The organism is Tardiphaga sp. 709, assembly GCF_032401055.1.
In the GTDB taxonomy this organism is placed as follows: domain Bacteria; phylum Pseudomonadota; class Alphaproteobacteria; order Rhizobiales; family Xanthobacteraceae; genus Tardiphaga.
In genome coordinates this window covers 1,413,985-1,435,116 of record NZ_CP135529.1, presented here as the reverse complement: position 1 = coordinate 1,435,116, position 21,132 = coordinate 1,413,985, and the positions used below count along the sequence as shown (strand labels likewise).

Here is a 21,132-nt window from a genome sequence, read left to right as displayed (position 1 = left end):
CCATAATCGATTCCGGTATAATCCTTAATTCTGTACCACAATCAGGCACATATCCAGCCCAGCTGGATATTTGAGCCGTTCTGTGTGACAAAAATCACTCAGTATGCAATCACGAACCGAAAACGTGGTTTGCGACGACTGGCCGGGTTGCGGTAATATCTTGCGGTTGCGCCACAAGAACCTGAAAACTCTCACTTGTTCGTCACTTTACGGCGCGACGAGGCGTCGCTAACACGGCCGTTGCTACGGTGATCAGCACGTTTTATGCCATCCCATCACATTGCTGAAAGCAAAGCGCATCCAATGCGAAAGTAATGGTTTGCGGAACCCTCCCTCGTGAACCGCATTCTTTGCGAGCCTCGTCCAAATAGAAAGAAAAAGCGTGCTGACAAGAGTTGTCGTCTCGATCGTGAACTTCTGCACCCGGTTTGCACTGCCGGTGGTGCTCGTTTGTGTGCTTCTTTCGATTGGCGCGAGCTATTACACGGCGAAGAATTTCTCGATCAATACAGACATCAACAAGCTGATCTCGCCCAATCTCGATTGGCGTCAGCGCGACATTGCCTTCGACAAGGCCTTCGATCAGGAGCGCCTGATTATCGCGGTGGTTGAGGCGCCCACGCCTGAATTCGCCAATGCCGCAGCCAATGCGATGGAAGCGAAGCTGGTCACCAACAAGACGGATTTCGACTCGGTTCGTCGATTGGATGGCGGAGCGTTCTTCGAGAAAAACGGCTTGCTGTTCCTGCCGACCAAGGAAGTTGCGCAACTGACGGGCCAGTTCCAGCAAGCTGCTCCCCTGATTGAAATCATGGCCGGCGATCCCAGTCTGCGCGGTCTCACCGGCGCGCTGGAGACCGGCCTTACCGGCATTCGCCGTGGGCAGCTTCAGCTTGACGCTGCAGCGCCGACCTTCAACGCCGTCTCGCAGACCATCGAGGACGTGCTGAAAAACGGCAAGGGCACCTTCTCATGGCGCGGGCTGGTTAGCGACAAGCCTCTGACGGATGGCGACAAGCGTGGCTTCATCGAGATCAAGCCCATCCTCGACTTCAACGCGCTTGAGCCCGGCAAGACCGCGACAGATGCGATCCGGCAGGCCGCCATCGACCTGAACATCGCTGGCGAATACGGCGCACGCGTGCGGTTGACCGGCCCGGTCCCCATCGCAAACGAGGAATTCTCCACCGTGCAGGATGGAGCCATCGTCAACGGGATCGGTACGGTTTTGATCGTGCTGGTCATCCTCTGGATGGCGCTGCACTCGGCCAAGATCATCGGCGCCGTCTTCGCAACGCTGTTCGTTGGGCTCGTCACAACGACCGCCGTCGGTCTTATGATGGTGGGCTCGCTGAACCTGCTGTCGATTGCATTTGCCGTGTTGTTCGTCGGCCTCGGCGTCGACTTCGGCATTCAGTTCAGCGTGCGTTACCGCTCCGAGCGCTACAAGAACGACAATCTGCCGCTCGCTTTGACGAAGGCTGCCGAATATTGCGCAGTACCGCTGTCGCTCGCCGCTTTCGCAACGGCTGCCGGTTTTCTGTCGTTCCTTCCGACCGATTACAAAGGCGTGTCCGAACTCGGCAAGATCGCCGGCGCCGGCATGATGATCGCGTTCCTGACCAGCATCACCGTTCTGCCGGCATTGCTCGACCTCTTGAATCCCGCGGGCGAAAAGGAGCCCGTCGGTTATGCGTTCCTGGCGCCTGTTGACCGTTTCCTGGAAGAGAAGCGTTTCTGGATTATTGGCATCACACTGGCGCTCACGATCGCCGGTCTGCCGTTGCTCTACTTCCTGAAGTTCGACTTCAATCCGATCAACCTGCGTAATCCGAATGTCGAGTCGATCGCGACCTTCCTCGATCTGCGCAAGGATCCGAACACCGGCGCCAATGCCGTCAATATCATGGCGCCAAACGAGGCCGCTGCGAACCAGGTCGAAGAACGTCTCTCCAAGGTCCCGGAAGTGGCTCGTACGATTTCGCTCGGCAGCTTCGTTCCTGAGGATCAGCCCGCCAAGCTGAAGGCGATTCAGGAAGGCGCGAAGATTCTCCGAGCCGGCTTTGAACCCTGAGTCGATCGACAAGGCGCCGACTGATGCGGAAAACGTCACTTCTCTGAAGGACTCGGCGGCGAGCCTGCGCAAACTTGCGGGAACGCAGACCAGTCCTGGCGCCGTCGCCGCCAAGCGTCTGGCGGATGCATTGGCCAAGACCGCTGATGCCAGCCAGCCTGTGCGCGATCAGGTGCAGGCGACCTTTGTGGTGCCGCTCAAGCTCGCGCTGGGGCAGTTGCGTAATCTTATGCAGGCGAGCCCGATCAGTTTGCAGACCTTGCCAGCCGAACTGGTGAATTCGTGGAAGACCAAGGATGGCCAGATCCGCGTCGAGGCGCAGCCCAACGGCGATCCGAACGATAACGACACGCTGCGCAAGTTCGCTGACGCCGTGCTGAAGTCCGAGCCGCTTGCCGTCGGGGGTCCGATCTCGATCCTGAAGTCGGGCGACACTATTGTCACCGCCTTCATTCACGCGGGCATCTGGGCGCTGCTTTCGATCTCGTTGTTGCTGTGGCTGGCTTTACGGCGCATCAGCGACGTGTTGCTGACTATCGTTCCCCTGCTGGTGGCGGGAACGGTCACGCTGGAGATCTGTGTGTTGATCAGCTTGCCGCTGAACTTCGCCAACATCATCGCGCTGCCGCTGCTGCTTGGCGTCGGCGTGGCGTTCAAGATCTACTATGTGACGGCCTGGCGGGCAGGCTACAAGAACCTGCTGCAGTCATCGCTGACACGCGCGATTTTCTTTAGCGCGCTGACGACTGCTACGGCGTTCGGCAGCCTGTGGCTGTCGAACCATCCGGGCACCGCGAGCATGGGTAAACTGCTCGCGATGTCCTTTGTCGTGACGCTGGCGGCCGTGCTTCTATTCCAGCCGGCTCTCATGGGTAAGCCGCGCGAGACTAGTGAGTGACCTTGTTGATCTCGGGCAGCAGGCAGATATCGCCGATATCGGCCGGCTGTCCCGGCACCGTTGCTGCAGCGGTTTTCTGACCGGCAGGAGCGGCGGCCTTGGGGGCGCCGGCAGCGGGAGCCGGTGTAGCCTTGGGTGCGGCAGCAGAAGCCGTCGGAGTAGCCGCTGGGGCCATCTTGCCGCCGGTGGCGGCGCCCGCCTTGGGCAGGGCGCCCTTGGCGGTGAGGTTCGAGGGGCTCGACGGAATCGACGGACCTACGCGCGTCCAGGTCTGGCCGCCGCACAGGAAACCAAGGACGCATCCTTCGATTTCAAGTTCGTCAGCCGTATCACCGAGCTTGATCGTCGATTTATAGAATTTTCCGTCCTTGGCATTGTAAACCTGACCCGCCCACTTGTCGTTTGCGGCATTCTTTTTCATGTCCAGCAATGTTACGATGCCCAAAGTGGGGCGCGCTTTCTTGGTGGCATCGGGATTGTTCTTGTCGATCCCGCCGGGGGTCTTTTCCCAGGCTACGGCCCCCCACATGCTGCCGCCGCATTCGGCAACACGAATATGCGCGACGCCGTCCTCGACCTTCCAATCGCCGGTTGGGTCTGCTGCAAATGCGGGAGCCAGCCCTGCCGAAAACAAGCCTGCCGAAAAAAGGATTCCGCAATATGTAAGAGTACGCGTAGTAATGCGTGGGCGCTGCAACATGTTTAGACCTATGCTTAAGTAGCGGTTCTCGGCGAAGTCAAATCGCCGCATTTACGGTTTTCAGTTGACGAAGCGACCATCAACCGACGTATGTAACTCATGGTATATCCGAATCTAGACGTTTCCGAGATGTTTGTTGAACGGGAGGCGCAGCGTAGCTCGATGCATACGCGCCATCTTAATGAACAGCTCGTTCGAGTCCTCAAGACCATCGGATATGACGTTGGCTTTCAGCGAGGCACCGGCCAGTATTTGTTCGACCGAGACGGCGCCCGTTATCTCGATCTACTGAGCGGATTTGGCGTTTTTGCGATTGGCCGGAACCATCCGGTGATGCGGAATGCGCTCAAAAGCGTGCTCGACGCCGACATGCCCAATTTGGTGCAAATGGATGTTTCCACACTCGCAGGTATCCTCTCCGAGAAGCTGCTGGAAAACGTCCCCTATATGGACAAGGTGTTTTTCGCGAACTCGGGCGCAGAAACCGTCGAGGCCGCGATCAAATTCGCCCGCAATGCGACCGGCCGCGACGGGATCGTATATTGCGATCACGCCTATCACGGACTGACCTATGGCGCGCTGTCACTGACCGACGACACCAATTTCCGCACCGGCTTCGGTCCACTGCTCTCGGGTTGCACCACGGTGCCGTTCAACGACCTCGAAGCGCTGGAGAAGGCGCTGTCGTCGAAACAGGTCGCCGGCTTCATCGTCGAGCCGATCCAGGGCAAGGGCGTCAACCTGCCCACCGATGAATTCCTGTCGGGCGCCGCTGCGCTGTGCCGCAAATACGGCACGCTGTTCATCGCCGATGAAATCCAGACCGGCCTCGGACGTACCGGAAAGTTTCTGGCGATCGAGCACTGGAACGTCGAACCCGACATGATCCTTCTCGCAAAGGCCTTGTCTGGAGGTCATGTTCCTGTTGGCGCACTGCTGACGCGAAAAAGCATCTTCGACAAGATCTTCAACCGTATGGATCGCTCGCTGGTCCATGGTTCGACCTTCGGCAAGAACGATCTGGCGATGGCCGCGGGTATTGCCACGCTGGAGATCATGAAGCACGAGAAGCTGGTCGAGAACGCGGCCAAGCGCGGTGCTGAATTGCGGCTCGCTCTGCAGAACATGATTCCCGAATTCGAGCTTCTGAAGGAAGTGCGCGGCAAAGGTCTCATGATCGGTGTCGAATTCGGCCCGCCGAAGTCGCTGCGCCTCAAAGCATCGTGGAATATCCTGGAGTCGGCCAGCAAAGGCCTGTTCTGCCAGTTGATCACCGTACCGCTGTTCAAGGAGCAGAAGATCCTGACCCAGGTCTCCGGTCACGGCAGTCACACCATCAAGCTACTGCCGCCGCTGGTTGTCACCGAGGAAGACGGCAAGTGGATCGAAAACTCGTTCCGTACCGTTATCGCCGATAGCCACAAGGTTCCTGGCGCGATCTGGTCGCTCGGCAAGACGCTGGTCGACAACGCCGTGCGGAAGTCAGCCTAGGTTTCAGCTCGCTCCCGTTGCAAGTTCGACCTTGCTGCCGAAATCAGTAAGTTCATCGGCGTTCAAATCGCTGACTGCCCAGTAGGTCAGGCCGCGCTCGCTCCAGTGGCGAATGTTGAAGCCCTGAACGGTCTCGATCCTGGCCACGCGTGATTCTGCATTTGTCGTCTGTGCAACGAACAGATTGATCACATGGGTGCGCCGCCGATAGACGATGGCGCCAATCGTTCGGCCGTTGACATAATCAAGCCGTCCGCCGATCAGCGTGAAACCCTGCGCGGTGAGATCGACAACCGGCGGCGCTACGTCAAGCCGACCATTGAACCAGGGCTTCACCGTGTGCTGATCGGTGGAGAGCACGTCGGTGAGATGTCCGGCCTGCAACGCGCGCAGATGCGCCGACACGACCTCCGAAAGAATACGCTGCTCGTCTTCGTGGCGAAGCACGACGACGACGAGGCCGGTCGCAGCCACGGCGGACAACACCGACCCCATCGCGAAGCCTTTCAGCACGGCGCGACGATTTGGCGCGTGAGCCTTGGGGAGCGCTGCTTCGATGCGCCGGCGTAGCTGGGGAGGCGCCGTAAAATGCAGATCGATGGCGGCCATTGCGGATCGCATGTCGCGATAGGCGTTCAATTGAGCAGCGCAGCGCTGGCACGTGGCAATGTGTGCTTCGACCTCGCGGACATGCCCGGCGTCGAGCTCGTCATCGAGTAATGCGTGAAGAAGGATCTCGGCCTCGTCGCAGGTCATTGGTGCTGCTCCTCTTCAGCCATCCATGCGATCCGGAGCATCGCGCGTGCACGGGCGAGACGCGACATCACGGTGCCGATGGGCGCGCCGACGATGTCGGAAATCTCGCGGTAAGACAGGTTTTGCATTTCTCGCAGGACGAGGATTTCCCTGAACGGTTCGGCAAGCGTGCTCACGAGACGCTGGATCGTCGTGGCGTCGCGACGTCGGAGCAGTTCCGCTTCCGGCGAAGCCTGTGCCTCATGCCAGAGCGGCGCAGCTTCCTGCGACTCTGCCTCGGCGATTTCGGCGATCGCGGTTGGTGAGCTCATGCGACGGGCGAACTCCGCATGGCAGATATTGCGCAGGATGGCGAACAGCCATGGTTTGATTGCAGGGCCACGATAGCTGTCGAAATGTTTCAGCGCGCGGAGATAGCACTCCTGTACGGCGTCCTCCGCGGCGTCAGCGTCGCGCAGCAGATAGCGGGCCAGCGTATAGACGTCGTCGAGGCATGGCAGCGCGACCTCGCGAAAACGGCGCGTCCTTTCGCCAACGTCGTCAGCTCTGTGCGCTGGCATCGACTTGTCCTTGCCGGCCGATGTCCGGCTGCTGGGTTTCCAGAGGCCGGGCATCGTTGTGATGCCTTGGTTTTGGCCGCTACTCAACCTTGATTATCCCCGTCATATGCGGATGCAGCGAGCAAAAATACGTGTAGTCACCTGGTGACGTGAACGTGAAGGAATAGCTGTCGTCAGTATCGAGTGTTTTCGACCTGAATTTTCCGGCTGAGACCACGGCGTGCGGGATGTCGTCTCGGTTCTTCCAGGTGACGGTCGTGCCGACCTTGATGGCGAGCTGCGCCGGCTCGAAGGTGAAGTTGTCGATCATCACCGCGAGGTCTTCGCAGCGCGCCGCTGTCATGCAAGAGGTTATGACGGCAAAAATGGCGACACGGATGCAGATGTTGCGTAAGGTGACGGATATCATGTTGCGATGCCCTCAGCCTTGCAACGGGGTATCGATGATGGCGAGGCGTTCATCGCCGGGTTTGAAGATGATGCTGGCGATGCCCAGCAGGCCGCGTAATTTGTCGTCGGCCACCTTCATGGGGCCAGGTGAGGGCGCTGTCCCCGGTGCCGGTTGTGGAAACGCAGTTGAGCGTGCGGTGTGGAACGTGACGTTGCCTTCCACTTTCTGCATCACCTGATGGATATGGCCGTTCAGCACCGTGACCGAGCCGAAGCCCTTGAGGTAGTCCAGCGCGCGTGCTCCGTCTTCGGTACCCCATCCCCAGGTCGGATAGACCGTCCAGAGCGGGATGTGCGCAAACACCACGATAGGTGTCGATTTCGATCGGCCGCGAAGATCGTCTTCCAGCCACGCCAGTTGTTCGGCGCCGAGGTTTCCAAGTCCGCCGGCTTTGAGATCGACGACGTTTACGAGCCCGATGAAGTGCACGCCGCTCGCGTCGAAGGAATACCAGCCGGAGCCCTTGGTCCCGCGTCCGTAGCGCTCGCGGTAGAGCTTGACCTCTTCGTCGATGAAATCATGCTCCCCTGGAACGTAATGCACATCGAGCCGCGCTTGCGAGATGATGCGGTCGGCATCGTCGAATTCGGAGGCCTTGGAGAGATGGCTGATATCGCCGGTATGGATCATGAACGATGGCTTCACCGGCATGGCTTTGATCCGGCCGATGGCTTCCTCGAGCGTACCGATGGCGTTGGGATTGGCTGGCTTGTCGAAGCCGATATGGCTGTCGCTGATCTGCAGAAAGGTCAGGCCGGTGGGCTCTGCCGCTTGTGCCGAATCAATCAGCCCAAGGGCGTGCGGAACGCCGCCGGCGATGCTCCAGAGCACGCCGGTGCCAGCCCATGTCATGCATTCCAATACCTTTCGGCGGCTCAGCCTCGGGTCGCCGTGGGCGTGATCGTGATCAAATGCACTCATCGCCAATCTCCATCGCCCTGCATTGGGCTATGGGGACTGGATCGACGAAGACGGAAATTTATTCCCGCCGAACGAGGTTATCGCGAATCCGTGATGATCATCGACGCGCCTTTTTCCGCGATCATCGCGGTCGGCGTGTTGGTATTGCCCGACGTGATCGTCGGCATCACCGAGGCGTCCACGACCCGTAATCCGGTGATCCCGTAAAAGCGCAGCCGCTCGTCCACCACGGCCGTCGGGTCCGAGGCCGCGCCCATCTTCGCGGTCCCGACAGGATGGAAGATGGTGGTGCCGATATCGCCGGCGGCCTTTGCCAAGGACTCTGCGTCGTCGCCAACCGATGGCCCCGGCAGATATTCTTCGGGATGATAGGCGGCGAGCGCCTTTTGCTTCATTAGCCTACGCGTGACACGGATCGCATCGGCAGCAACCTGACGGTCGTCGTCTGTCGAGAGATAGTGCGGAGCAATTGCCGGTGCGTCATCGGGCTTCGCCGAGCGCAGTCTGATCTCGCCGCGCGATGTCGGTTGCAGATTGCAGGCAGCAATGGTGATCGCCGGAAAGCGATGCAGTGGATCGCCGAACTTATCGAGCGACAGGGGCTGCACGTGAAACTGGATGTTGGCGCGTTCGCGATGGGCATCGGAGCGCGTGAAGATGCCAAGCTGCGATGGTGCCATGGTGAGCGGCCCGCGGCGGCGAAGCGCGTAATCGACGCCCATCCAGCCTCGGCGGAACAGATTGTAGTAGGTCTCGTTCAGCGTGCGCACGCCGGAGACCTTGTAAATCGCACGCTGCTGCAGGTGGTCCTGCAGGTTGCGACCGACGCCCCGACGGTCGAGCGTTACGTCGACGCCAGCGGCCGACAGCCACTCCGCGGGTCCGATACCGGAGCGCTGCAACAGATGCGGTGAGCCGACCGCGCCAGCACACAGGATGACTTCGCCCCTGGCGCGTGCCTCCATCTCCTGGCCGTTCTGGGTGAAGCGTACGCCGACCGCGCGACCGTTTTCGACGATCAGGCGATCGACCATCACTTTGGTTTCGAGGCGCAGGTTCGGGCGGTTCAGTGCCGGTTTGAGAAAGCCACGGGCCGACGACCAGCGGCGACCGCGCTTCTGGTTGACGTGGAAGTAACCGATGCCTTCATTGTCGCCGGTGTTGAAATCGGCGGTCTTGCGAATGCCCATTTCGGCCGCTGCATCGCCGACGGCGTCGAGTACTGTCCAGGACAGCCGCGGCTCTTCGATGCGCCAGCCGCCACCCGCGCCGTGATGTTCACTAGCGCCGAGGAAATGATCTTCCAATTTCTTGAACGCCGGGAGTACGTCGTCATAGCCCCAGCCATTGAGGCCGAGCTGTCGCCAGTGATCGTAGTCGGCCGCCTGGCCGCGCATCGAGATCATGGCATTGATCGCGGAGGAGCCACCGATCACCTTGCCGCGCGGATAGGCCAGCGCGCGGCCATTGAGGCCGGGCTCCGGCTCGGTGCGGAACATCCAGTCGGAGCGGGGGTTGCCGATGGCGAAAAGGTAGCCAACCGGAATATGAAACCAGATCCAGTTGTCGTTGCCGCCGGCCTCGAGAATGAGGACGCGCTTGCCGGGATCTGCCGAAAGGCGATTGGCGACGATGCAACCGGCGGTACCTGCACCAACCACGATATAATCGAAATCACCCTCGAGCCGTGTCGTCATCGTTTCCCTGCCGCATCCGTTTCACGGTCTCACCTGCCGTGCCGAAAGGGATTAACGAGGCGGCGGGCGTCTGTACAGCATGTGATGGGACCGGTGGGGTGGGCCGTTGGCACGCGACATGCTAGACAAGCATATCGCCGTTCCACCGCATCGAGACCCTGACCCATGCCCATCATCAATCGTGTCGCCGATCTGCAACCGGAAATCATGGCCTGGCGCCGTGACCTGCATGCCCATCCCGAGCTGATGTATGACGTGCACCGGACCGCGGGTTTCGTGGCGGAACGGCTGAAGGAGTTCGGTTGCGACGAAGTCGTGACGGGCCTGGGACGAACCGGTGTCGTTGGCGTCATCAAGGGCCGCAAGCCGGCCTCCGGCGAGCACAAGGTGATCGGGCTGCGCGCCGACATGGATGCGCTGCCGATCGAGGAAGAGACCAATCTGCCTTACGCCTCGAAGACCCCCGGCAAGATGCATGCCTGCGGTCACGATGGTCACACGTCCATGCTCTTGGGCGCTGCGCAATATCTCGCCGAAACACGTAATTTCGCCGGCAATGCCGTCGTGATCTTCCAGCCGGCCGAAGAGGGCGGTGCGGGCGCTGCGGCGATGATCAAGGACGGCCTGATGGACCGTTTCAAGATCGATCAGGTCTATGGCATGCACAACAATCCTGGCATGCCGGTAGGCTCCTTCGCGCTGCGCCCGGGTCCGATCATGGCGGCGATGGACCGCATCTCGATCCAGATCGAGGGCAAGGGCGGCCATGCCGCCTATCCGCACAAGACCATCGATTCCGTGCTGGTCGGCTCGCAGCTCGTGATGGCGCTGCAGACGATCGTTTCCCGTACCGTCAATCCCCTGGAATCCGCTGTGCTCTCGATCTGCGAATTCCACGCCGGCCATGCCAGCAACGTGATCCCGGCCACCGCTGAACTGCGCGGCACCGTACGAACGTTGAACTCCGAAGTGCGCGATCTCATGGAGAAGCGCATGAACGAGGTCGTCAACGGCGTCGCGCTGCAGACCGGAGCGAAGATTGTGCTCGATTATGACCGCGGCTATCCCGTGGTGGTCAACCATCGCGCAGAGACCGACATGGCGGTGCGCGTCGCCAGTGAAATATCGGGCGCCGAGAAGGTCAATGTCGACATGCCGCCGGTGATGGGCGCGGAAGACTTCGCCTATATGCTGGAAGCGCGCCCCGGCGCCTTCATCTTCTGCGGCAACGGCGACAGCGCCGGGCTGCACCACCCCGCCTATAATTTCAACGATGATGCCATCGTCTACGGCACGTCCTATTGGGTGAAGCTGGTCGAGACCACTCTGGCGGCCTGACAGCGAGCGTGACGTAACGATTTTTGATCGTTGCGTCACGACCTCAGGAACAAGAGACATCAGGTGACGTTGAGCCGCGGGAAACGATCCCTGGCTCAACGGAGTGCATGCGTCATGGCGACCAAAGACAAAGACCTCAACGACCTCTTTCTCGATACGCTCAAGGATATCTACTTCGCGGAAAAGCAGATCCTGAAAGCCCTGCCGAAGATGGCCAAGGCCGCAACCTCGGACAAATTGCGCGCCGCTTTCGAAAAGCATCACGACGAAACCGAAGGCCAGGTCGAGCGCCTGGAACAGATCTTCGAGCTGCTCGACAAGCCCGCCCGCGGCAAGACCTGCGACGCCATTATGGGTATCCTCGACGAAGGCAAGGAGATCATGGACGAGTACAAGGGCACGAGTTCGCTCGATGCCGGCCTGCTTGCTGCGGCGCAAGCTGTCGAACACTATGAGATCTCGCGCTATGGCACCTTGAAGGCCTGGGCCACGGAACTCGGCATGAAGGACGCGGTCCGGCTGCTCGACGAGACGCTCAATCAGGAAAAGAAGACCGATGAGTCACTGTCGGTGCTGGCGAAATCAGCGGTCAATCTAGCTGCGGCGGCGTAATTGAAAAGCGCCACCCGCACATTGCGGGTGGCGCTTTTATTTTACTCTGCGGCCTGCGCGTAGTCTTCCATCGGCGGGCACGAGCATACCAGATTGCGATCGCCATAAACGTTATCGACGCGGCCGACCGGGCACCAGTATTTGTCGGTGCGCGAGGTCCCAGCCGGGAAGCAGCCTTCGGCGCGTGTATAAGCGCGTTTCCAGTCGTCATCCGCGATATCGTGCACTGTATGCGGCGCATGACGCAGCGGCGACGCCTCGACGGTCAAGCGGCCACTCTCGATATCCGTGATCTCATTGCGGATCGCGATCATCGCCTCACAGAACCGATCGAGTTCGAGTTTCGATTCCGATTCCGTCGGCTCGATCATCAGCGTCCCCACGACAGGAAAGCTCATGGTCGGTGCGTGGAAACCGTAGTCGATCAGGCGCTTGGCGATATCGTCGACGGTGACGCCGGCAGACGTCTTGAATGCGCGTGGATCGATGATGCATTCATGCGCCACGCGTCCCTTTTCGTTGCGATACAGCACCGGGAAGTGCGGATGCAGCCGTGTGGCAATGTAGTTCGCATTGAGGATCGCAAGCTCGGTGGCCGAGGTGAGACCCGCGCCGCCCATCATCAGGATGTAGATGTAGGAGATGGTCAGGATCGACGCCGAACCGTAGGGTGCGGCCGACACCGGACCCACCGGTACATCGCCGTTGGCCGAGGGATGACCGGGCAAATAGGGCGCCAGATGCGCCTTGACGCCGATCGGGCCCATGCCGGGGCCGCCGCCGCCGTGCGGAATGCAGAACGTCTTGTGCAAGTTGAGATGACTGACGTCCGCGCCGTAATCACCCGGACGCGACAGGCCGACCTGCGCATTCATATTGGCGCCGTCGAGATAGACCTGACCGCCATTGGCGTGGACGATCTCGCAGATCTCGCGGATATGCTCCTCGAACACGCCGTGGGTCGACGGATAGGTGATCATGATTGCCGCGAGATTGGCAGCGTGTTTCTCGGCCTTGATGCGCAGGTCGTTGACGTCCACGTCACCGCGCTTGTCGCAGGCGACGACAACCACATCCATATTGACCATGCTGGCCGAGGCAGGATTGGTGCCGTGCGCCGATGACGGGATCAGGCAGATATTGCGATGGCTGTCGCCGCGCGCCGCGTGATAGGCGCGGATCGCGAGCAGCCCGGCATATTCGCCTTGCGCGCCGGAATTCGGCTGCAGCGATACGGCGTCGTAGCCGGTGATGTCGCACAGCCATTTTTCCAGTGTTGCGAAAAGCTGGTGATAGCCGGCGGCCTGTTCGCGGGGCACGAATGGATGCAGCGAGCCCCAGGCGGGCCAAGTCAACGGCATCATCTCGGTGGTGGCGTTCAGCTTCATGGTGCAGGAGCCGAGCGGGATCATCGCGCGGTCGAGCGCCAGGTCGCGGTCCGAGAGCTTCCGCATATAGCGGAGGAGTTCGGTCTCGGAGCGATGGCTGTGGAAGACGGGATGCGTGAGGAAGGCCGAGCTCCGCTTCAGCGAGGCGGGCAGGGCGTCGCTGACGCCATGCTCGACGTCTGAATAGCCAAGCTTGCCACCGAAGGCGCGCCAGATCGCTTCGATGGTTTCCGGCGTCGTGGTCTCGTCGAGCGCGATGCCGATCGTGCCGTCACCGACGCGCAGGTTGATCTTCTCGGCCTGGGCTGCGGCAATGATGCCGTCGCGCTTGTCGCCGACGGTCACCGTCAGAGTATCGAAGAAGGCTTCGCTCTCCGACGCGAAGCCGAGCTTCTTGAGGCCAGCGGCCAGCACCAGTGTGCGGCGATGGACCGTGCGAGCGATGTGTTTGAGGCCTTCGGGGCCATGATAGACCGCATACATCGAGGCGATGACGGCGAGCAGCACCTGCGCGGTGCAGATGTTCGACGTCGCCTTTTCGCGGCGGATATGCTGTTCGCGGGTCTGCAGCGCCAGGCGATAGGCGGGCTCGCCGCGGGAATCGATGGAGAGGCCGACGAGGCGGCCCGGGATCGAGCGCTTGATCGCGTCGCGCACCGACATGTAGCCGGCATGCGGACCGCCGTATCCCATCGGCACGCCGAAGCGCTGCGCCGAGCCGATCGCGATGTCTGCGCCGAGTTCGCCCGGCGAGGCCAGCAGCGTCAGCGCCAGTAGGTCGGCGGCGACGACGGCGAGCGCGCCCTTCGCTTTGAGCGCCGCAATGGCCGGCTTGAAATCGCGCACGGTGCCGGTCGTGCCGGGATATTGCAGGATCGCGCCGAACACATCGGCCTTGTCGAGGTCAGTGAGCGGATTGCCGATCTGAAGCTTCCAGCCGAGCGGCTCGGCGCGGGTGCGCAGCACCGCCAGCGTCTGCGGATGAACTTCATGATCGACGAAGAAGGTTTTGGTTTGAATGTTTGAGGCGCGCTCGGCCAGCGCCATGGCTTCCGCAGCAGCGGTCGCTTCATCGAGCAGCGACGCATTGGCGACATCGAGACCGGTGAGGTCACAGATCATGGTCTGGAAGTTGAACAGCGCCTCGAGTCGGCCCTGGCTGATCTCCGGCTGATACGGCGTATAGGCCGTGTACCAGGCCGGGTTCTCCAGGATGTTGCGCTGGATCACCGTCGGCAGAACCGTGCCGGAATAGCCTTGGCCGATCAGCGATGTGAACACCGCGTTCTTGGCCGCCATCTCGGTCATATGCGCCAGCGCCTCCGTTTCGCTGAGCGCGGGGCCAAGATCGAGCGGCGTCTTCTGGCGAATTGAGGCAGGGAGCGTCTCGCCCATCAGTGCGGACAGGCTTTTCGCGCCGACCGTTTCAAGCATCACACGAATATCGGCTTGCGAAGGGCCGATATGGCGGCGGACGAAATCGGTGGCGACGTCGCCGGAAGATTTGTTCAGGGTCATCTGTTGTTCCTCGAACGAATTTCAGAAGTCGTCATGCCCGGCATTCGCCGGGCATGACGACTAGGCGGTGTGGGCTTTGTAGGCGTCGGCATCCATCAGGCCTTCGAGCTCGCTCTTGTCGGCGATCTTCAGCTTGAAGAACCACGCCTTACTGTCGGCATCGGAATTCACCAGCGCGGGCTCGGCTGCGAGTGCGTCATTGATCTCCACGACCTCGCCGGTGATCGGCGCATAGACGTCGGAGGCGGCCTTGACCGATTCGACCACGGCGGCGGCTTCGGCCTTCTTCAGCGCGCGGCCCACTTTGGGCAGCTCGACGAACACGACGTCGCCGAGCTGTGACTGTGCGTAGTCGGTGATGCCGACGGTGACGACGTCGCCGTCGATCGCGAGCCATTCGTGGTCTTCGGTGTACAGGGTGGTCATGGGCAGTTCCTCAACGCTTGTAGCTGTGGGGGACGAAGGGCATGGGTGACACTTTCATCGGCATCCGCTGGCCGCGAAGCTCGGCATAGACGGTGGTGCCGTCGGCTGCCTGCGCGCTGGGCAGATAGCCCATTGCAATTGGCGCGCCGAGACTGGGGCCGAAGCCGCCCGAGGTGACGCTGCCGATCGATTCGGTGGAGGTCGCGTCCGCAAAGAGCAGCACACCTTCGCGCACTGGCGCGCGGCCTTCCGGCAGCAGGCCGATACGCTTGCGCGGTGCACCGCCATCGAGCTGGCCCAGTATCCTGTCGCTGCCGAGAAAACCGCCGGCGCGGGCGCCGCCGGTCCGGCGGCTCTTCTGGATCGACCAGTTCAATCCGCCTTCGACAGGCGTCGTCGTCGTGTCGATGTCGTGGCCGTAGAGGCACAGCCCGGCTTCGAGACGCAGGCTGTCGCGGGCGCCGAGACCGATCGGCAGGACGTCGGGATCATCGAGCAAGGCGGAGGTAAGGGCCTCGGCCTGATCGTTTGGGATCGAGATCTCGTAGCCGTCTTCGCCCGTATAGCCGGAGCGTGAGACGAAACAGGCAATGCCGTTCACCTGATGCGGGCCCGCATCCATGAACTTCATTGCCGGTGCCTCAGGGCAGAACTTGGCCAGCACGTCCGCCGCCTTCGGACCCTGCAGCGCGATCAGCGCACGGTCGGGCAGGGTCTCGATGATGCATGTGTCGGTGAGATGCGCGCGCAGATGCGCCTCGTCTTCATCCTTGCAGGCAGCGTTGACCACCAGAAACAGGTGATCGCCGAAATTCGCCACCATCAGGTCGTCGAGAATGCCGCCGGCCTCATTGGTGAACTGGGCATAACGCTGGCGCCCCGGTGCCAGCGCGAGAATGTCCATCGGCACAAGCTTTTCGAGCGCCAAAGCGGCGTCTTCGACCTTGCCGGACTTCGCCCGCAAGGTGAGCTGGCCCATATGGGAGACGTCGAATACGCCGGCAGCAGCACGGGTGTGGAGGTGCTCCTTCAGTACGCCGGTGGCGTATTGCACCGGCATGTCATAACCGGCGAAGGGCACCATCTTGCCGCCACGGGCGACGTGGAGGGCGTGCAGCGGCGTTTGTTTTAAAGTTGAGGGTTTATCGGTCGCTAGCATGGTGACGGGTCCTCGCGGTTCCCCGGGACCATTCCCGGAGTGCCTGTACGAGCCCCATCTGTCGCTGTGCCTGAGAGTATTATCCCGTCGGCGGACGCCATCGGCCCATTTGGGCTCAAAGGCATCTCTTTCCAGATGCTAACCAGTCACGCGGTCCTTTTGCCTGAGAGTTTCCGGGGCGGTTGCTCCTTCGGCGCCGGCCCAAATGGGGGCCGGTCTCTCCCGACGTGACGTCTTTCAACGCCGGCACAAGAGCATGCGTTCCCTGAATCTGTCAACGCGGTTGCGACACCTATCAACGGCCCTGTGCTGCTGCGGCAAGCCCCTGATCCGCTTGAATGATCCCTTGTAATCCCCTTGCACAGTTTCTGGACAGGCCTAGTGCCGCCGGTCTAAAAGCAACCGGTTGTGGCATTGGCCGACGGCAGGGCCGTGGGCGATTTTTAGGCGCCAAGTCTTGAACGTAACAAGTCTTGGGCGCAATGGGACTGATATGAGCGGCGTTAACGAGATCAGGTCGGCATTTCTGAATTACTTCGCGGCGAATGGTCACGACATCGTGTCGTCGTCGCCGCTGGTGCCGCGCAACGACCCCACGCTGATGTTCACCAATGCCGGCATGGTGCAGTTCAAAAACGTTTTTACCGGCGTCGAGAAGCGGCCTTATCAGCGCGCGACGACGTCGCAGAAATGCGTCCGTGCGGGCGGCAAGCATAACGATCTCGACAATGTCGGCTATACCGCGCGCCACCACACCTTCTTCGAGATGCTCGGCAACTTCTCGTTTGGCGACTATTTCAAGGAACGCGCGATCGAGCTCGCCTGGAACCTGATCACCAAGGAATATGGTCTCGCGAAAGACCGCCTGCTGGTCACCGTCTATTCCGAGGACGATGAAGCCTTCGCGCTGTGGAAGAAGATCGGCCTGCCGGATTCCAAGATCATCCGCATCCCGACCTCGGACAATTTCTGGCAGATGGGCGATACCGGCCCGTGCGGTCCGTGTTCGGAAATCTTCTTCGACCATGGCGACAAGATTCCAGGTGGCCCTCCCGGCTCGCCCGACGAAGACGGCGACCGCTTCATAGAGATCTGGAATCTGGTGTTCATGCAGTTCGACCAGCTTGCGCCGGGCAACCGCATCTCGCTGCCGAAGCCGTCAATCGACACTGGCATGGGCCTCGAACGCATCGCTGCGGTGCTGCAGGGCAAGCACGACAATTACGACATCGATCTGTTCGTCGCGCTGATCCGTGCCATCGCCGATCTCACCGGTGCCGATCCGCAGGGGCCGATGAAGGCCTCGCTGCGCGTCATCGCCGACCATCTGCGCGCCTCGTCGTTCCTGATCGCCGACGGCGTGCTGCCGTCGAATGAAGGCCGCGGCTATGTGTTGCGCCGGATCATGCGCCGCGCCATGCGTCACGGTCAGTTGCTCGGCGCCAAGGAGCCATTGATGTGGCGCCTGGTTTGGGCGCTGGTGCGCGAGATGGGCCAGGCCTATCCGGAGCTGGTGCGCGCCGAGAGCCTGATCGAGGAAACGCTGCGCCTCGAAGAGACGCGCTTCCGCAAGACGCTGGATCGTGGTCTCGGCATTCTCGACGACAAGAGCGCGTCGCTGAAGAAGGGCGATATGTTCGACGGCGAGACCGCGTTCACGCTGTATGACACTTATGGTTTCCCGCTTGACCTGACCCAGGATGCGCTGCGCAACCGTGGCATCTCGGTCGATATCGCGTCCTTCACCGATGCGATGAAGAAGCAGAAGCAGAAGGCACGTGCGTCGCGCTTTTCCTCCGGCGAGACCGCGACCGAAGCGATCTGGTTCGAGCTACGTGAAAAACTCGGCGCGACGGAATTTCTCGGCTACGAGACCGAGTCTGCAGAAGGTGCGGTTACGGCACTGGTGAAGGATGGCAAGGAAGTCGAGAGCCTCAAGGCAGGCGACACCGGCGCCATCGTGCTCAACCAGACGCCGTTCTATGCAGAGTCCGGTGGCCAGGTCGGCGACACTGGTGTGATCACCGGCGAGGGCGTGACCTTCCGTGTCACAGAAACCCAGAAGCGCGCAGGCGATCTGTTCGTGCATGTCGGCACGCTCGAGCAGGGCACGCTGAAAGTCGGCGCTGCACTGGCGCTCGACGTCGATCACACCCGTCGCTCATCGATTCGCGCCAATCACTCGGCAACGCATCTGCTGCATGAAGCGCTGCGTCAGGTGCTCGGCGATCATATCGCCCAGCGTGGCTCGCTGGTGGCGCCGGATCGCCTGCGTTTCGACTTCGTGCATCAGAAGCCAATCACGGCCGACGAACTGCGCCGCGTCGAGGACATCGCCAACAATGTCGTGCTGGAAAATGATGCGGTCACCACGCGCCTGATGGCGGTGGACGATGCGCGCGAGGCCGGCGCACGCGCACTGTTCGGCGAGAAATACGGTGATGAAGTTCGAGTCGTCTCGATGGGCAAGATGCCGCGCGATAGCGGCAGCAATGCGCTCGGCTGGTCAGTCGAACTCTGCGGCGGCACCCATGTGAAGCGCACCGGCGACATCGGCATGATCTCGGTCACGGCCGAGAGCGCGGTGGCGTCCGGCGTGCGCCGCATCGAGGCGCTGACCGGCAATCATGCACGTCATCACGCCAACGAGACGATGCAGCTCGCGAAGACCGCTGCGAACGAACTCCGCACGACGCTCGACGACATGCCGGCCCGCATCTCCGCGTTGATGGACGAGCGCAAGAAGCTGGAGCGTGAACTGTCCGAGGCGAAGAAGACCATCGCCATGGGCGGCGGCGCTGCGGCCGGTGCATCCGCCGCTGGCGGCGGCGCATCCGCAGACGTCAAGACGGTCGGCGACGTCAAGCTGATGGCCAAGAGCGTGTCGGGCATCGAGATGAAGGATCTCAAGAGCCTTGCGGATGCCGGCAAGAAGCAGCTCGGCTCAGGTGTTGTCGCGATCATCAATGTCGGTGAAGACGGCAAGGCCGGTGTCGTGGTCGGCGTCACCGAGGACCTGACCAAGCGCTTCAGCGCCGTGGATCTCGTGAAGATCGCCTCCGAAGCTCTCGGCGGCAAGGGTGGCGGCGGACGGCCGGACATGGCGCAGGCCGGTGGTCCGGATGGCGCGAAGGCCGATGCGGCGCTGGCGGCGATCGAAGCGGCGATGGGCAACTAATCTCGTTATTCCGGTGTCGCGAACGCCGCCAGGCGGGCGCGAACCCGGAATCCCGCAGTGTTTTACTATGTCGAGATTCCCCGCCATTCCAACTGAAATGGCTGAGGTTCACCCTCTCAGCTTCGCTGAGATCGCGCCCCGGAATGGCAGTGTGGGTCACACAACCCCATCTCGCGATGACGTGACCGCTCGCGCCTGCGACCATGAGTAGCCCTCGTTAAGGGTGGCATCCCACGCGCCCATGCGGCAAAAAGCGGCATGGAGCATAACACCCCGCTGATTTCCACCGTCGTCGTTGGCCTCGTACTGGCATTCATCCTCGGCCTGATCGCACAGCGCATTCGCGTGTCGCCGCTGGTCGGCTATCTGCTCGCCGGCGTCTTCATGGGCCCATTCACGCCCGGCTATGTGGCGGACCAGAATATCGCCAATGAACTCGCGGAGATCGGCATTATCTTGCTGATGTTTGGCGTCGGCCTGCATTTCTCGCTGAAGGATCTGCTCTCGGTCAAGAATATTGCGATCCCCGGCGCCATCGTGCAAATCGCCGTGGCGACACTGCTCGGCATCGGTCTCGGCGAGGCACTAGGCTGGTCGTTCGGTGGCGGCCTTGTGTTCGGCCTCGCGCTCTCCGTCGCATCGACGGTCGTGCTGCTTCGCGCATTGCAGGAACGACGGCTGGTGGACAGCGAGCGCGGCCGCATCGCCATCGGCTGGCTCATCGTCGAGGATCTCGCAATGGTGCTGACGCTGGTGCTGCTGCCGGCGATCGCTGGTCTGCTGAAAGGCGAGGGCAACGGTGCCAGCATGTCAGCACTTGCGATGCCGGTGCTGATCACGCTCGGCAAGGTCGCGGGCTTCGTGATCTTCATGCTCGTGGTCGGCCGCCGCGTCATCCCGATGCTGCTGCACTACGTAGCGCATACCGGATCGCGCGAGCTGTTTCGTCTTGCGGTGTTCGCCATCTCACTCGGGGTTGCCTTCGGCGCAGCCCTCGTATTCGACGTGTCGTTCGCGCTGGGCGCCTTCTTCGCTGGCATGATCCTCAGCGAGTCCGAACTCAGCCAACGCGCCGCCAATGAAACGCTGCCGCTACGTGATGCGTTCGCGGTGCTATTCTTCGTTTCGGTCGGTATGCTCGTCGATCCGGCGATCATCCTGCGCGAACCGCTGCCGCTGCTCGCAACCGTGTTCATCATCTTGTTCGGCAAATCGGCGGCTGCCTTCGGCATCGTCCGGCTGTTCGGGTATCCGACCTCGACGGCGCTGACGATTTCGGCTTCGCTGGCGCAGATCGGCGAATTCTCCTTCATTCTCGTCGGTCTCGGCGTGGGTCTCGGCCTGCTGCCGGATCGCGGTCGCGATCTCGTGCTCGCCGGCGCGATCATCTCGATCATGCTCAATCCGCTATTCTTCGCATTGCTCGATCGCTTACTGGCCGACAAGGACGCGAAAGCAGCGGCAGCGAGTGAAGCTGCTGCGGCGGACAGCAAGGAGAAAGCGGTGCCACGCGTCCCGTTGCCGGAGACGCAGCTCAAGGATCACGTCGTGCTGGTTGGTCACGGCCGCGTTGGTAGCGTGGTCAGCAAGGCGCTGCGCCTGAACAATACGCCATTGCTGGTGATCGAGGACACGCCGGGTGTCGTCGAGCGTCTGCAAAGCCTCGGTGTCGAAGTGATCACCGGCAATGCAGCGGCGCCTGATATGCTGCAGGCTGCGAATGTGATGGGCGCCAGGGGCTTGCTGGTGGCAATCCCCGACGCTTTCGAAGGCGGCCAGATCGTCGCCAAGGCGCGTGCCCTCAGCCCCACACTGCCGATCATTGCCCGCGCCCATTCCGAAGAAGAGATCGCGCATCTCAAGCATCACGGCGCCAATGTCGTGATCATGGGCGAACAGGAAATCGCCAAGGCGATGCTGCTGCAGATCGGCGCGACGGCAGCCGTTTAGTCGCGCCGTTGCGAT

Annotated in this window: 14 protein-coding genes, 1 pseudogene and 1 riboswitch; of the genes and pseudogenes, 6 read left to right on the top strand and 9 right to left on the bottom strand. The window is 61.4% G+C overall.

What is annotated here, in order from left to right; translation table 11 throughout:
* Positions 1–382: 382 nt before the first annotated feature.
* A pseudogene (locus RSO67_RS07435) lies at positions 383–2,972 on the top strand (MMPL family transporter).
* Here the strand turns inward: RSO67_RS07435 and RSO67_RS07430 are convergent.
* Positions 2,962–3,672 carry a DUF2147 domain-containing protein gene (locus RSO67_RS07430; protein WP_315842963.1) on the bottom strand — a complete coding sequence of 237 codons (711 nt, stop codon included), beginning with the start codon at positions 3,670–3,672 and terminating at the stop codon, positions 2,962–2,964. The pseudogene RSO67_RS07435 and the gene RSO67_RS07430 sit on opposite strands and share 11 nt — an antisense overlap.
* Positions 3,673–3,771: 99 nt before the next feature.
* Between RSO67_RS07430 and hpnO the strand changes: the two genes are divergently transcribed.
* Positions 3,772–5,163: an aminobacteriohopanetriol synthase HpnO gene (gene hpnO / locus RSO67_RS07425; protein WP_315842962.1), complete on the top strand. Its 1,392-nt coding sequence runs from the start codon at positions 3,772–3,774 to the stop codon at positions 5,161–5,163.
* Positions 5,164–5,166: 3 nt separating this feature from the next.
* Here hpnO and RSO67_RS07420 read toward each other — a convergent pair whose 3' ends face one another.
* From RSO67_RS07420 to RSO67_RS07400, 5 genes are all read right to left on the bottom strand, one after another.
* Complete coding sequence (locus tag RSO67_RS07420) at positions 5,167–5,919, bottom strand: anti-sigma factor (RefSeq protein ID WP_315842961.1); 753 nt, start codon at positions 5,917–5,919, stop codon at positions 5,167–5,169.
* On the bottom strand, positions 5,916–6,479 hold the full coding sequence (locus RSO67_RS07415; RefSeq protein WP_315842960.1) for a sigma-70 family RNA polymerase sigma factor: 564 nt from the start codon (positions 6,477–6,479) through the stop codon (positions 5,916–5,918). Before RSO67_RS07415 ends, RSO67_RS07420 begins: the two co-directional genes overlap by 4 nt.
* Before the next feature lie 79 nt (positions 6,480–6,558).
* The gene (locus tag RSO67_RS07410) at positions 6,559–6,822 is read right to left on the bottom strand and encodes a cupredoxin family copper-binding protein (RefSeq protein WP_410001816.1); all 264 of its coding nucleotides are present in this window, start codon (positions 6,820–6,822) and stop codon (positions 6,559–6,561) included.
* Between the two features lie 78 nt (positions 6,823–6,900).
* Complete coding sequence (locus tag RSO67_RS07405; RefSeq protein WP_315842958.1) at positions 6,901–7,851, bottom strand: metallophosphoesterase family protein; 951 nt, start codon at positions 7,849–7,851, stop codon at positions 6,901–6,903.
* A gap of 77 nt (positions 7,852–7,928) precedes the next feature.
* A complete protein-coding gene (locus RSO67_RS07400) occupies positions 7,929–9,548 on the bottom strand; it encodes a GMC family oxidoreductase (RefSeq protein WP_315842957.1) in 1,620 nt (539 codons plus the stop codon).
* Positions 9,549–9,713: 165 nt separating this feature from the next.
* On the opposite strand from RSO67_RS07400, the gene RSO67_RS07395 reads away from it, so the two are divergent.
* Positions 9,714–10,886, top strand: coding sequence for a M20 aminoacylase family protein (locus RSO67_RS07395; protein ID WP_315842956.1), 1,173 nt, complete (start codon positions 9,714–9,716; stop codon positions 10,884–10,886).
* 114 nt (positions 10,887–11,000) lie between these two features.
* A complete protein-coding gene (locus RSO67_RS07390; protein ID WP_068735876.1) occupies positions 11,001–11,498 on the top strand; it encodes a ferritin-like domain-containing protein in 498 nt (165 codons plus the stop codon).
* 41 nt (positions 11,499–11,539) lie between these two features.
* Here the strand turns inward: RSO67_RS07390 and gcvP are convergent, their stop codons facing one another.
* The 3 genes from gcvP to gcvT are packed head-to-tail and all read right to left on the bottom strand — an operon-like array spanning position 11,540 to position 15,989.
* Positions 11,540–14,404 carry an aminomethyl-transferring glycine dehydrogenase gene (gcvP, locus tag RSO67_RS07385; RefSeq protein ID WP_315842955.1) on the bottom strand — a complete coding sequence of 955 codons (2,865 nt, stop codon included), beginning with the start codon at positions 14,402–14,404 and terminating at the stop codon, positions 11,540–11,542.
* A gap of 60 nt (positions 14,405–14,464) precedes the next feature.
* Positions 14,465–14,830, bottom strand: a complete 366-nt coding sequence (gcvH, locus tag RSO67_RS07380; protein WP_315842954.1) for a glycine cleavage system protein GcvH — start codon at positions 14,828–14,830, stop codon at positions 14,465–14,467.
* Between the two features lie 10 nt (positions 14,831–14,840).
* Complete coding sequence (gcvT, locus tag RSO67_RS07375) at positions 14,841–15,989, bottom strand: glycine cleavage system aminomethyltransferase GcvT (RefSeq protein ID WP_315842953.1); 1,149 nt, start codon at positions 15,987–15,989, stop codon at positions 14,841–14,843.
* A 141-nt stretch (positions 15,990–16,130) separates the two neighbouring features.
* Positions 16,131–16,225: riboswitch (glycine riboswitch) on the bottom strand.
* Positions 16,226–16,482: 257 nt separating this feature from the next.
* Between gcvT and alaS the strand changes: the two genes are divergently transcribed.
* Together alaS and ybaL are read left to right on the top strand one after the other, a co-directional pair.
* Complete coding sequence (alaS, locus tag RSO67_RS07370; RefSeq protein ID WP_315842952.1) at positions 16,483–19,167, top strand: alanine--tRNA ligase; 2,685 nt, start codon at positions 16,483–16,485, stop codon at positions 19,165–19,167.
* A 258-nt stretch (positions 19,168–19,425) separates the two neighbouring features.
* Complete coding sequence (gene ybaL / locus RSO67_RS07365) at positions 19,426–21,117, top strand: YbaL family putative K(+) efflux transporter (protein WP_315842951.1); 1,692 nt, start codon at positions 19,426–19,428, stop codon at positions 21,115–21,117.
* Positions 21,118–21,132 lie beyond the last annotated feature (15 nt).